The 13,608-nt window shown below is 54.1% G+C and carries 13 protein-coding genes; 7 read left to right on the top strand and 6 right to left on the bottom strand.

Features of this window, described 5'->3' with window-relative positions; genetic code table 11:
- Positions 1–27 precede the first annotated feature (27 nt).
- On the bottom strand, positions 28–621 hold the full coding sequence (ribA, locus tag RAC65_RS02600; protein ID WP_006119329.1) for a GTP cyclohydrolase II: 594 nt from the start codon (positions 619–621) through the stop codon (positions 28–30).
- A 229-nt stretch (positions 622–850) separates the two neighbouring features.
- On the opposite strand from ribA, the gene pgpB reads away from it, so the two are divergent.
- From pgpB to yciH, 5 genes are all read left to right on the top strand, one after another.
- Positions 851–1,615 (top strand): phosphatidylglycerophosphatase B, encoded by a 765-nt coding sequence (gene pgpB / locus RAC65_RS02595; RefSeq protein ID WP_033741819.1) that lies wholly within the window; start codon positions 851–853, stop codon positions 1,613–1,615.
- Between the two features lie 128 nt (positions 1,616–1,743).
- Positions 1,744–2,055 (top strand): LapA family protein, encoded by a 312-nt coding sequence (locus RAC65_RS02590; protein ID WP_033741817.1) that lies wholly within the window; start codon positions 1,744–1,746, stop codon positions 2,053–2,055.
- Between the two features lie 6 nt (positions 2,056–2,061).
- Positions 2,062–3,231 carry a lipopolysaccharide assembly protein LapB gene (lapB, locus tag RAC65_RS02585; RefSeq protein WP_375096323.1) on the top strand — a complete coding sequence of 390 codons (1,170 nt, stop codon included), beginning with the start codon at positions 2,062–2,064 and terminating at the stop codon, positions 3,229–3,231.
- A gap of 206 nt (positions 3,232–3,437) precedes the next feature.
- On the top strand, positions 3,438–4,151 hold the full coding sequence (pyrF, locus tag RAC65_RS02580) for an orotidine-5'-phosphate decarboxylase (RefSeq protein ID WP_054633698.1): 714 nt from the start codon (positions 3,438–3,440) through the stop codon (positions 4,149–4,151).
- Positions 4,148–4,471 (top strand): stress response translation initiation inhibitor YciH, encoded by a 324-nt coding sequence (gene yciH / locus RAC65_RS02575; RefSeq protein WP_006119324.1) that lies wholly within the window; start codon positions 4,148–4,150, stop codon positions 4,469–4,471. The genes pyrF and yciH overlap by 4 nt, the downstream gene beginning before the upstream one ends.
- Before the next feature lie 80 nt (positions 4,472–4,551).
- Here yciH and osmB read toward each other — a convergent pair whose 3' ends face one another.
- A complete protein-coding gene (osmB, locus tag RAC65_RS02570) occupies positions 4,552–4,767 on the bottom strand; it encodes an osmotically-inducible lipoprotein OsmB (protein ID WP_006119323.1) in 216 nt (71 codons plus the stop codon).
- A 344-nt stretch (positions 4,768–5,111) separates the two neighbouring features.
- On the opposite strand from osmB, the gene araD reads away from it, so the two are divergent.
- Together araD and RAC65_RS02560 are read left to right on the top strand one after the other, a co-directional pair.
- Entirely contained in the window at positions 5,112–5,810 is a 699-nt protein-coding gene (araD, locus tag RAC65_RS02565; RefSeq protein WP_006119322.1) for an L-ribulose-5-phosphate 4-epimerase, read from the top strand.
- A 269-nt stretch (positions 5,811–6,079) separates the two neighbouring features.
- A complete protein-coding gene (locus RAC65_RS02560) occupies positions 6,080–6,946 on the top strand; it encodes a crotonase/enoyl-CoA hydratase family protein (protein WP_033741810.1) in 867 nt (288 codons plus the stop codon).
- A gap of 12 nt (positions 6,947–6,958) precedes the next feature.
- Here the strand turns inward: RAC65_RS02560 and pdeR are convergent, their stop codons facing one another.
- The 4 genes from pdeR to RAC65_RS02540 form a co-directional block, all read right to left on the bottom strand.
- Positions 6,959–8,944 (bottom strand): cyclic di-GMP phosphodiesterase, encoded by a 1,986-nt coding sequence (gene pdeR / locus RAC65_RS02555; protein WP_039340199.1) that lies wholly within the window; start codon positions 8,942–8,944, stop codon positions 6,959–6,961.
- A 156-nt stretch (positions 8,945–9,100) separates the two neighbouring features.
- On the bottom strand, positions 9,101–9,391 hold the full coding sequence (locus RAC65_RS02550; protein ID WP_039340200.1) for a YbdD/YjiX family protein: 291 nt from the start codon (positions 9,389–9,391) through the stop codon (positions 9,101–9,103).
- Entirely contained in the window at positions 9,384–11,450 is a 2,067-nt protein-coding gene (locus tag RAC65_RS02545) for a carbon starvation CstA family protein (protein WP_033741806.1), read from the bottom strand. Before RAC65_RS02545 ends, RAC65_RS02550 begins: the two co-directional genes overlap by 8 nt.
- Positions 11,451–11,632: 182 nt before the next feature.
- Entirely contained in the window at positions 11,633–13,564 is a 1,932-nt protein-coding gene (locus RAC65_RS02540) for an exoribonuclease II (RefSeq protein WP_033741804.1), read from the bottom strand.
- Positions 13,565–13,608: the final 44 nt, after the last annotated feature.

Here is a 13,608-nt window from a genome sequence, read left to right as displayed (position 1 = left end):
AAAGCCGGGGAAACCCGGCTTTTTTATTCACTGCTTCGGCAACAGATGGCCCATTTTTTCGGCTTTGGTATCGAGATAGTGCGCATTTTTGGGATTCCGTCCCACCACCAACGGCACACGTTCAACGATGTTAATACCGGCTTCGCTCAGGATTTCAACCTTCCGCGGATTATTTGTAAGCAGGCGAACCTCGTTCACCCCAAGGAGCTTAAACATATCTGCGCAGAGCGTGAAGTCACGTTCATCAGCGGCAAAACCGAGCTGATGGTTAGCTTCAACCGTGTCATACCCTTTGTCCTGCAAAGCGTAAGCGCGAATTTTATTCAGCAGACCGATATTGCGGCCTTCCTGGCGGTGATAAAGCAATACACCACGTCCTTCTTCGGCAATGGCATTCAGCGCAGCTTCAAGTTGAAAGCCGCAATCGCAACGCAGGCTGAACAGCGCATCACCGGTAAGACATTCCGAATGAACGCGCGCCAGGACCGGTTCGTTATCATTGATATCGCCAAAGACCAGAGCAACGTGGTCGTGACCGGTTGCCAGTTCTTCAAAACCTACCATCAGGAAATCTCCCCATGGCGTTGGCAGTTTGGCTTCTGCCACCCGTTTAAGCTGCATGTGACTCTCCAGAACCATCAGAGGATGCACTATCATCATGATAGTGCACAGGCCGATGTGGCCCGACAAACGTGCAATATTGTGCCACAACCGCGAGGTTGGCTGTTAATCTGTGTAAACGATTGTTGTGATAAAGCACGATTATCTAATCCGTAAAGGTTATGTTATTCTTTTTTAAGCTAAAGTTTTACCGGTATGACGGCTTTTCATCAGCAAAAAGGGAAAAGGGATGGTTAAAATTTTGCAACGTACCACAGCAGGGATGGTGTTACTGCTGATGATGCCATTAGCCGTGTGGCTGTCCGGCTGGCAATGGCAACCCGAGGAAAGTAACACGTTTCTGAGAGTCCTGTTCTGGATGACAGAAACGGTGACCCGGCCATGGGGCATACTGACCAGCCTGGTGTTAAGTGCCTGGGTATTATGGTGTCTTCGCTTTCGGCTTAAACCGGCATTGCTGCTGTTGCTGATCATGAATGTCACGATTCTGGCGGGCCAGTATACCAAATCATTCATTAAAGAGCGGGTGCAGGAACCCCGACCTTATGTGGTATGGCTGGAGAAAACGCACGGTCTGGATGACAAAACCTTCTATCAGTTAAACCGCACCCAGCGTGGTGAACGCGTTACCGCACTGATTGCGGATGAATCGCATATTCCGGTCTGGCTGAAAAAGCACTGGGCGTTTGAAACAGGGTTCGCCTTCCCGTCAGGTCATACCTTGTTCGCGGCGAGCTGGGCATTACTGGTCATTGGCCTGCTATGGCCGCGCCGGCATTATAAAACGATAGTGCTGGTCGGCGTTTGGGCGGTGGGCGTTATGGGAAGCCGCTTGTTACTGGGTATGCACTGGCCGCGCGATCTTGCCGTTGCCACCGTGCTGTCCTGGTTTTTGGTGGTCATCGCCACCTGGCTTGCCCAGCGCTTTTGTGGACCGCTGACGTTGCCCCCCGACGAGCAAAAGGAAGTGGCAGAACGCGACCAGGGATTGTAATTGCGCCGTTCAGCCTCATATCTTGCGACTGAACCGCGCAAAAGTGCTTCGCCTGATGCTGCAAGGAGCAGTATTTCTGCCGTAATTTTGGCATACTTTGATTCGACAACCTCACAACAGGATGCACTGTGAAATATTTGCTGATTTTTTTAGTGGTTTTGGTCATTTTTATCATTTCTGTGACCCTTGGCGCACACAACGACCAGGTTATCACCTTTAACTATCTGCTGGCGCAGGGCGATTTCCGTATCTCCACTTTACTGGCAACGTTGTTCGGCGTGGGCTTCCTGCTGGGCTGGGTCATCTGTGGGCTGTTCTGGCTGCGTGTTCGCGTCTCGCTGGCGAACGCCCAACGTAAAATTAAACGTCTGCAGGCTCAGGTTGATCAGAATGCGCCTGGCACAGGTGGTAAACCGTTGCCGCCAACCGTGCAGGAATAAGATTCCATGTTAGAACTGCTGTTTCTGTTACTGCCTGTTGCGGCGGCCTATGGCTGGTACATGGGACGCCGTAGTGCGCAGCAGGACAAGCAACAGGAATCCAACCGCTTGTCACGCGAATACGTGGCGGGCGTTAACTTTCTGCTGTCTAACCAACAGGATAAAGCGGTCGATCTGTTCCTTGATATGCTGAAGGAAGACAGCGGCACCGTTGAGGCGCATCTTACGCTGGGAAACCTGTTCCGCTCCCGCGGTGAAGTTGACCGTGCGATTCGAATCCATCAGTCGTTAATGGAAAGTGCCTCTCTGAGCTATGAGCAGCGTTTATTAGCTATCCAGCAACTGGGGCGCGATTACATGGCCGCGGGGCTTTATGACCGCGCAGAAGACATGTTTAAACAGCTCACCGATGAAACGGATTTCCGCATTGGTGCCCTGCAGCAGTTGTTGCTTATTCATCAGGCGACCAGCGACTGGCTTCAGGCGATTGAGGTCGCTGAGCGCCTGGTGAAATTAGGCAAAGACAAGCAGAAGGGCGAGATCGCGCATTTCTACTGTGAACTGGCTTTGCAGGCGATGAGCAGCGACGATCTTGACCGCGCAATGACGCTGTTGAAAAAGGGCGAGGCGGCAGATCGCCAGAGCGCGCGAGTCTCCATTATGATGGGACGTATTCTGATGGAGAAAGGGGAGTACGGCAAAGCGGTTGAGCATCTGCAACGTGTACTGGATCAGGACAAAGAACTGGTCAGTGAAACGCTGCCGATGCTGGAGACCTGTTTTCAGCGACTTAATCAGCCCGACGCCTGGGCCGCCTTTCTCAAACGCTGCGTGGAAGAAAATACCGGCGCCGCCGCAGAACTTTATCTTTCCGCGATTCTGGAGCTAGAGCAGGGCGCGGAAGCCGCACAAAATTACATTAATCATCAGCTACAGCGTCATCCCAATATGCGCGTGTTTCATCGCCTGATGGAGTTTCACCTGCATGAGGCGGAAGACGGTCGCGCCAAAGAGAGTTTGATGGTCCTGCGCGACCTGGTCGGCGAACAAATCCGGACCAAGCCGCGCTACCGTTGCCAGAAATGCGGGTTTACTGCCCATGCGCTCTACTGGCATTGTCCTTCCTGCCGCACCTGGTCATCGGTCAAACCGATTCGGGGACTCGACGGGCAATAACTGCGCACGCGATGCGCACTGTTGCCTGTCTTTCTGGTGCCTAATTTAGTTACAACATACTATAAAGAACCTGTTCACCAGCCTGCATCACCACCATGCAAATATCGCCTCGCAGGATAACAGGGATTGTGATGGGAAATGCGGGCAGGTAGAATGCGTGCCGTTTGTCTAACGCGCCAGCAGGTGCCTACCGCAGAGGAAATAGCATGGCCTTATCCCCGACTTCACCCGTGTTAGTGGCGCTTGATTACCACGATTTAAACAGCGCGCTGCATTTTGTTGATCAGATAGAGCCAGGTAGCTGTCGCCTGAAAGTGGGCAAAGAAATGTTCACCTTATTTGGCCCTCAGTTGGTCAAAACGCTGCAACAACGCGGCTTTGAAATCTTCCTCGACCTGAAATTCCATGATATTCCCAATACAACGGCCCATGCTGTCGCCGCCGCCGCCGATCTTGGTGTCTGGATGGTGAATGTGCACGCCAGCGGCGGTGCGCGTATGATGAACGCCGCCCGGGAAGCGTTAGTGCCTTTTGGGCAGCAAGCGCCGTTACTGATTGCCGTCACCGTCCTGACCAGTATGAATGCAGATGACTTGCTGGGTCTGGGTATCACGCTTTCTCCGGCAGAGCAGGCCGAGCGCCTGGCAAAGCTGACCCACGAATGTGGCCTGGATGGTGTGGTTTGTTCCGCCCACGAAGCCGCCCAATTTAAACAGGTCATTGGCAGGGACTTCACGCTGGTCACGCCAGGCATCCGGCCAGCAGGCAGCGACGCCGGCGATCAGCGTCGCGTAATGACGCCGCAGCAGGCGAAGCTCGCCGGGGTGGATTATATGGTCATTGGCCGCCCGGTTACACAGTCTGCTAACCCGGCGGCGACGCTGAAAGCCATAATCAATGATCTGGAGGCGGTAAAATGAGTCGTGACAACCCACTCGTATATTCCACAGATTCAGGCCGCATTGTGCAACCCGAACAGAAAGTGGAACGTCCTAAAGGGGACGGCATTGTTCGTATCCAGCGCCAGACCAGCGGCCGGAAAGGCAAGGGCGTTTGCCTGATAACTGGCGTGGACATGGATGACGGTGCACTGAATCTTCTGGCTGCCGAGCTAAAAAAGAAATGCGGTTGCGGCGGATCGGTGAAAGACGGTGTGATTGAAATTCAGGGCGACAAACGTGATTTACTTAAAAGCCTGCTGGAAGCCAAAGGTATGAAAGTAAAACTGGCGGGCGGTTAAATAAAAAACCGGGCGACTTGTGTAGCCCGGCTTATGGTGTAGATGCGCTGCGTAGCCGTTAATTGTTTTAATTGCGGTTCTTAGTGAATCTGATGACCGATAATGCCACCTACTGCGGCGCCGCCGACTGTACCCAGCGCGCTGCCGTTGGTCAGTACTGAACCACCAATGGCACCCGCACCTGCACCAATCGCAGTATTGCGGTCACGCTTAGACCAGTTAGAACAGCCGCTTAACGCCACAACCAGGGTGGTCGCTAATACCGCAACGGTCAATTTTTTCATTGTAATTGTCATAAACTTCTCCTTTATTGTGTTTGCAGAGGCAACACACTAAGTATAGCTTTGAAATTTTTTCAGGCCGCCTGTGCCGCATTATTACCGCATCCTTTTAGTATAAAAACGCGGACACCATGGACGATCTGTTTGTAGCGGCTGAAAAGCACCAGTAGCAGGTGGACCTGCCCGACGCCTGACAGAATTCTATTCATTTTGAAGGTTTTCCGAAGAGGGATAATTCTTAATTCTCAGCACAATTTTCCATTCACAGCTATTTTCCGCTGCTTTTTAGCCATTTGCTCCATAACGTTTTTTCTGCCTGCTCCGCAAAATGTTAAGACCTTATTCAGCAGGAGAAAAAAATGCTGGAACATCTGAAACAACAGGTTCTGGAAGCCAATCTCGATCTTCCTAAACATAACCTTGTTACCTTCACCTGGGGCAATGTCAGCGCCCTCGATCGTGAGCAGGGTTTGCTGGTGATTAAGCCTTCCGGCGTCAGTTACGATGTAATGAAAGTGGATGACATGGTAGTGGTGGATCTGGCGAGCGGAGAGGTTATCGAAGGCACAAAGCGTCCTTCCTCTGACACGGCTACGCACCGGGCGCTTTATCTGGCCTGGCCCGAAGTAGGTGGAATTGTCCATACGCACTCACGCCACGCCACCATCTGGGCGCAGGCCGGTCGTGCCATTCCGGCCTGGGGAACCACACACGCGGACGACTTCTACGGTGAAATTCCCTGTACCCGCGCCATGCGTGACGAGGAGATTCAACAGCAATACGAGTGGAATACGGGTGAAGTGATTATTGAAACCTTTGCGCAGCGTGGGCTTTCTCCCACTGCGATTCCCGCCGTGCTGGTGAATTCACATGGCCCCTTCGCGTGGGGCAAAGATGCCCATGCGGCGGTGCACAGCGCGGTGGTGCTGGAAGAGGTGGCGTATATGGGATTGTTCAGTCAGCAGCTGACGGCCGGTCTTCCCCCCATCCAGCAAACCCTGCTCGATCTGCATTACTTGCGCAAGCATGGTGAAAATGCCTGGTACGGCCAGAAATAAGGTTGAGGGCGCAGCCTGGTCTGCGTCCTGATTAGCGCGTTACGCACGGCTTACGTGGCGTGAAAGTCTCTTCAGTGCCCGTTATCGGTTGGCGCTGTTCTGCCAGCGAGTCGCGTGCTATCAAGAAATCATACTAATCAATTAAATGTCGTGCATCAGGGATCACTCTGGAATTTATCTTGTAAATCAATCTCTCATTTGGTCTGGCCTCACTCTGGATTAGGCTGATGTGGCGCAATTAGCGCATCAAAATAACAGAGGATGAGACAATGACCGTGATTAACCAACCCACATGCAGACTGTTTTCCGAAGCCGGACAAACCACGCAGTTAGTGGCTTATTACGAAGAAGGGAGACGTACCATGTGGATGATGTTACGCGCCCAACCGCGCCCCAGCTTTAATCATGAACTGATTGAAGAGATCATGAATCTCAGTTACGCGGCCCAGCGTTCTGGCTTACCCATCGACTTCTGGGTCACCGGCTCGTTAGTGCCACAAATGTTTAATGCCGGTGGTGATTTGCGCTTCTTTGTGGAGTGTATCCGCAATAATCGCCGGGAAGCGTTGCGTGCCTATGCACGCGCCTGTGTTGACTGCATTCATTCTGCCGCGCGTGGCTTTGACACCGGAGCCGTGACGCTGGCAATGATTGAGGGCAGTGCACTGGGCGGCGGTTTTGAGGCAGCGCTGGCGCATCACTTTATCCTGGCGCAAAACAACGCCCGTATGGGTTTTCCGGAGATTGCGTTTAACCTGTTTCCGGGTATGGGCGGCTATTCATTAGTCGCCCGGCGTTCGGGCATGAAGCTGGCGGAGGAGCTGATCATCGAAGGCGAATCCCACAGCGCAGAGTGGTACGAAACGCGGGGGCTGGTTGACAAAGTGTTTCAGCCAGGCGACAGCTACCGTGCCACCCGGACGTTCATTGATACCTTGCGGCCCAAACTCAATGGAGTGCGCGCTATGCTGAAGGCGCGCCAGCGCGTATTGCAGCTTTCCCGCGCCGAGTTAATGGACATCACGGAAGACTGGGTCGATTACGCCTTTTCGCTTGAAGCAAAAGATATCGCCTATATGGAGCGTTTAGTCCAGTTACAAAACCGCCACACCGCATCACTGCGTAAAGCGGGTTAGGGACTTAAGCGTTTACTTGCGGGCAGGATGCTGAGCCAGCCAATGCCCAAACTGTTCGGCGGGCATTGGTTTTGCGTAGAAATAGCCTTGTCGACCATCGACGCCATTCTTCAGCACGAAGGCCTCTTCATCGGCGGTTTCTATGCCTTCGGCAATAACCTGTAAATCCAGCGCCTTGGCAACCGCAACAATCGCGCGCACCAGCGACTGGGAGACAGGGCGTTTATTCACATTGCGGATAAAACTTTGATCCAGCTTAATGGCGTTAATAGGCACTCGTGCCAGCTGTGATAACGAGGAATAACCGGTACCAAAATCATCCAGATGGACCTGGGCACCCAGCTCCTGGAACTTGTGCATTAACTTCAGCGCTTCCGCTTCGTTCTCAATCAGACAGCTCTCCGTGAGTTCGATATCGATCGGGCTTTCCGTTAAACCGGCGTCAGTCAGCGCCTGCTTCAGATCGCTGTAGATCGACTGATCCATCAACTGGCGCGCGGAGACGTTGACGGCCACGCGCAGATGAATATCCTGCTGGCGCCACGCGATAATCTGTTTCAACACATTGAGCATTACCCAGCGCCCCAGCGGCACAATCAGTCCTGAATCTTCAGCATAGGGAATAAAGTCAGCAGGCGAGACCAGTCCGCGCTCGGGTGAATGCCAGCGCACCAACGCTTCGGCACTGCGTACTTTTCCGTCCGTGTCCACTTTGGGTTGGTAGTGCACCAGTAAATGGTCCTGCTCCAGCGCTTTGCGAAGATTGGTATCAAGCCACAGATATTCAAATACCCGCCGGTTCATCTCTTCAGCAAAAACGCAATATTTACCGCGATTGTTCTCTTTGGCGTGATACATCGCCGTATCGGCATTGCGGATCAGGCATTCACGATCTTCCCCGTGCAGCGGCGCGATGGCAATGCCGATGGAGCAGCCGCTGTAAACTTCGATAAGGCCAATGCGGAAGGGCTGACGTAACCGATCCAGAATGCGCGTCGCCATCGCTTCCAGCGCCGCCTGGCTGGTCTGTTCGGCCAGCACCACAAACTCATCACCGCCAAGGCGTCCCAGCGTCTGGTTCTTACTCAGACAACTCAGAATAGCCAGCGACACCGCCTGCAGCAGTTGATCGCCAAACATATGGCCATAAGCGTCATTCACTTTTTTGAAATTATCCAGGTCCAGATAGACCACACCGGTTTCACTGCCTTCCGCCCGCTCCAGCGCCTGACTGATTTGCTGATGTATCGCGTGACGGTTTGGCAGGCCGGTAATACCATCCGTATTGGCCATGACACGCAGTCGCTCCTGAGCGCGACGTTCTTCGGTAATATCCGTTCCGGAACAGATGAGGAAAATTTCATTTTTTCCGCTGCCGCTGTGAACAAACTTATTACGAAACAGAAAGAGTCGCTGTCCCTTCATCGTTTTGATCCAGCGTTCGACTTCATAAGAGTTACCATCACGGAAGAAGCCCGCAATGTTGCGACGTGACGCTGCCGCCTCCTGCTTGGTCATAAACAGCTGAAAAACATTCCGGCCAATCACATCCTGCTCATACAGGCCGGTGTACTCTTCGCTGAGTCGGTTAAAGCGCTGAATATTGCCCCGCTGGTCAAGAATGACGATAACGGAATTGGCCTCTGAAACTACCTGTTCCGCAAAGGACAGCCCCAGCGTCAGATCGCGTGCGACCGCCGATGTATCGCCCCAGGCGGATGCGGTACCGGCCCAGACGGACTGATTGATGCGCCGTCCGACAAAATGCATGGCCACCTGCTCACCATGGATTGTTAACGTCAGGTTGATACTGGAAGTAATCACTGGCATAGCTCGCAGTAAACTGCACTGGCCAGGCGTCAGCGGCACAGCAACACTCGTATTCGATGATTCATCTAAGGCAAAAAGCAGCGCATCGCTGTCCGCGCTTAACCGCCAATGAGGGCTGGTTGTACCAAACAAGGTATACAACAATGATTGCCCTTGTTCATCGGTCATGATCACTCCCTCCGGGAAGTCCATAGCTGACGTTATCTCATTATTTTAGCAACAGTATTCATCTACTGATGTCAGCACAAGATGAAAGTGTATTTATTTTACTTTCCAGAAAAAACAGGAACAAAAAACCCCGCCGAAGCGGGGCCGGCAGGCGGTTTAACACGGACATTTACCCAGTTTTCCAGCCTGACTGGGAAAGCGGGCGTCCAGACAATAACGATGAAAGTCACGCTCGCTCATCGGCGGCAGGTCTGGATGATGCTGCCGCATGTGCTGCAGGTATTTTTGGTAGTCCTGAACGCCCACCATCAGACGAAAGCTTTGCTGTAGCCCCTGCCAGAATGCCCGCCAGCGAAAGCCAGGGCGGACGGGAGCATAGCGTAATTCGCAGCGCACAATTTGCCACGTCCCTGTTGGCCGTGTTACACGATGAATGCTGTCAGACATGGCGAATCTCCTTCCGCAACGTGGTCGCGGACTCATGCGTGGTAGGTACCTCACTGCGCAGGGCACGACGAATCACAAAAAAAGCCGCAATGAGCATGGTGACGGCGACCAGCATGAAGAACCCGCACAGGGCCGCGTTAATCTGGTTACTGAAAACGATGGTGTGCATATCGGCGACGGTTTTCGCCGGTGCGATAATTACGCCTTCATCCAGACCTTTACGGAATTTATTGGCCTGCGCCAGAAAGCCGATGGACGGTTTTTCGTGGAAAATCTTCTGCCATCCCGCGGTCATTGAGGTAATAAACAGCCAGATCGTTGGCAGAATGGTCACCCACGCATAACGCTGCTTCTTCATTTTAAACAGCACCACGGTGCCCAGAATCAGCGCCATGGAGGCCAGCATCTGGTTACCGATGCCAAACAATGGCCATAGCGTATTAATGCCGCCCAGCGGATCAATCACGCCCTGATACACAAAGAATCCCCAGCCTGCCACCGCAACGGTTGTACCCGCAAGGTTACCCAGCCAGGAGCGGTTATTGGCCATCGACGGCACCACGGTGCCCACCAGGTCCTGCACCATAAACCGACAGGCACGCGTACCGGCATCGACGGCAGTGAGAATAAACAGGGCTTCAAACAGAATGGCAAAGTGATACCAGAAGGCCATCATGGCGCGACTGTTAACCACCTCGGTAATGATATGGGCCATACCGACGGCGAACGTCGGGGCGCCGCCAGCACGGGACAGAATGGAGGCTTCCCCTACATCCCGTGCAATTCCACTTAACATCTCCGGTGTAACGACAAAGCCCCAGCCGTTGATCACCTGGGCGGCATTTTCAACGGTGGTGCCAATCAGCGCCGCCGGGGCATTCATCGCAAAATACACGCCGGGATCCAGCACTGAGGCGCAAATCAGCGCCATTATGGCGACAAACGACTCCATCAACATCGCGCCGTAGCCAATAAAGCGAATGTGGCTTTCCCGCTCCACGAGTTTTGGGGTGGTTCCGCTGGAAACCAGCGCATGAAAGCCGGAAATCGCCCCGCAGGCAATAGTGATAAACAGGAACGGGAACAGAGCCCCTGAGAAGACCGGGCCGGTGCCGTCAATGAAGCGGGTCACGGCGGGCATCTTCATCTCTGGCATGGCGAACACAATACCTACAGCCAGACCAACGATGACGCCAATTTTCAGAAAGGTCGAGAGGTAGTCCCTCGGTGCTAACAGCAGCCACACCGGTAATACCGATGCGATAAAACCATAAATGACCAGCACCCAGGTCAGTGACGTGCCTTTCAGGGTAAAGAACGGCCCCCAGTAGGGATGTTGTGCAACATCGCCACCGTAAATAATGGCCGCCATCATCAGCACAAAACCAATCAGTGAGACTTCAGCAATTTTACCGGGGCGCAGAAAGCGCATGTAGATGCCCATAAACAGCGCGATAGGGATCGTTGCGGCAATGGTAAACAGGCCCCAGGGGCTGTTCGCCAGTGCCTTCACCACCACCAGCGCCAGCGCGGAAAGGATAATAATCATCACGCCCAGCGCACCCAGCATAGTGATGACGCCAGCGAAGGCCCCCAGCTCCTGACGGGCCATTTCGCCCAGTGAACGGCCATCGCGTCGGGTCGAGATAAACAGCACCAGGAAATCCTGAACCGCACCGGCCAGCATCACGCCGACCAGAATCCAGATCGTGCCAGGTAAAAAGCCCATCTGCGCGGCCAGAATCGGGCCGACCAACGGGCCCGCACCGGCGATAGCGGCAAAATGGTGACCAAACAGCACCCATTTGTTGGTGGGGACGTAGTCCAGACCGTCGCTGAGACGTTCAGCAGGCGTCAGGCGACGATCGTCGAGTTCGAAAATGTTGCGGGCGATAAAGAGGCTGTAAAAACGATAGGCAATGCTGTAACAGGCGACTGCGGCAACCACCAGCCAGACTGCGTTGACGTGTTCGCCGCGATTAAGCGCCAGCATCGCGAACGCGCCCGCGCCAGTTAACGCCACCGCTAACCAGATCACGCCGGTTTTGACGTTCTTCATAACTCACTCCTTGTAGAGACCGAATGGAAGGCGATCGAATACAACGAGCTAACGTTAATGTAATGGAATGTAAGTGAAAGTTAATAAGGAGAGAACTGTGAAGCGCAGTGCAAATTTAGCGTGTGCGGAAGCGGTACGTCAGGAATGAGCGGGACAGGCTATCCTGTCCCGCTGGATAATACTCAGGCTGCGGGGCGAGCGACGACGCTGCGGGTTTCCATACGCACTTCGGCGATGGTCACGTCGATCACATCGGTCACGCGGTAAACCACTTCACCTTTAATCTGCACTGTGCCGCTTTCCTGGCTGCACACCAGTTCGTCACGAACGGAGTGCAGGAACGGAGCAGGGATAAACGCCACTGCGCCATTCTCCAGCAAACGCACGCGCATGCCACCACGGGAAATATCGATAATTTCCGCGCTGAATTTACGATCTGTCGCCGCAAAAGGTGACAGGTAACGGGCATAAAGCCAGTCGCCCACGTCACGCTCGGCCATGCGGTTAAGACGGCGGCGCTCGCTCATGGTGACCGTGACAGCGTCATCGGGCCGGGCGATCGACTCACCACGTACGATGGCTTTCAGCAGGCGATGGTTGATCATGTCGCCAAATTTACGAATCGGTGAGGTCCAGGTCGCATAGGCTTCCAGGCCCAGACCGAAGTGCGGGCCAGGTTCGGTGGTGATTTCCGCATACGTCTGGAAACGACGAATACGGCTGTCCAGGAACTGGGTCGGCTGGGCATCCAGTTCCCGGCGCAGCACGCGGAAACCGTCCAGCGTGGTAATCGCTGAAGGATCTGCCGTAATCCCATGTGTCGCCAGCACGGCGGCGGCCTGCTCGGCGTTGGCAGTATCGAAGCCTGCATGGACGTTATAGATCCCAAAGCCCAGCTTATCGCGCAGCACCTCGGCCGCACAGATGTTGGCCAGAATCATGGCTTCTTCAACGATTCGGTTGGCAATGCGACGCGGTTCAGCGACGATATCCAGCACTTCGCCTTTCTCGCCCAACAGGAAGCGGTAATCCGGGCGATCTTTAAACACCAGCGCGTGGGCCTGGCGCCATTCGCCGCGAGACAGGCACAATTGATGCAGCAGGCGGATCTGATTCGCAATCGCGTCATTCTGCGGCTGCCACTCGCCGCTGTTTTCCAGCCAGTCAGAAACCTCGTCGTAAACCAGTTTGGCTTTCGATTCGATCCAGGCCGCGAAGAAGTGCACATCAGACAGGCTACCATCCTGCGCCACGGTGACGCGACAGGCCAGTACCGGGCGACGCACATCAGGGCGCAGGGAGCAGACATCATCGGAAAGCTCGCGCGGCAGCATCGGAATATTAAAGCCCGGCAGGTAGTTGGTGAACGCACGTTGCGCGGCGAGCTTATCCAGCTCGCTGCCTTCAGCCACGTAAGCGGTCGGATCGGCAATGGCGACCGTCAGGCGCAGGGCATTGTCTTCCAGCGCCTCAACGTAGAGCGCATCGTCCATATCTTCTGTGCTGGCGCTGTCGATGGTCACGAAATCCAGCGCGGTCAGGTCTTCACGCTGCAGGTTTTCGTCCAGCATCTCGCCAAAACCCATTTCAGGGGCCTGGCGCTCCAGATTGTGACGTGACAGTGTCACCCACCACGGCGCAAGATGGTCGTCTGCGCTGACAATAAATTCGGTCAGTTCGGCATAAAAGCCGCGGTCACCCTTTAACGGATGACGTCGCATTTCCGCGACGGCCCAGTCGCCCTGTTGGAAATCGTGGGTCAGCCCACGTACCGGACGGCACTGAATGGCCTCTTTCAGCAGGGGATGATCGGGCACGATAGAAAGACGATCGTCTTTTTTCTGCACACGGCCTACAAAACGGCTCAGGAAAGGCTCGACCAGCGTTTCTGGCTCTGCGCTTTCACGATCTTTATCGGTGTGGATGACGGCAATAATACGGTCGCCGTGCATCACTTTCTTCATCTGCGGGGGCGGGATGAAATAACTTTTTTGTGCATCGACTTCCAGAAAGCCGAATCCCTTTTCGGTGCCTTTTACAACGCCTTCTGCACGCGGCGTTTGTGAATGGAGCTTCTCTTTAAGCTGCGCAAGCAGCGGATTATCCTGGAACATGATTTTTACGTTTCGTGGCCTAATAGCGGCTGACAGTTTTACGC

The organism is Pantoea sp. BS_8, from assembly GCF_041954965.1.
Taxonomy (GTDB): Bacteria; Pseudomonadota; Gammaproteobacteria; order Enterobacterales; family Enterobacteriaceae; genus Pantoea; species Pantoea stewartii.
This window is presented reverse-complemented; position numbering and strand designations above follow the sequence as displayed.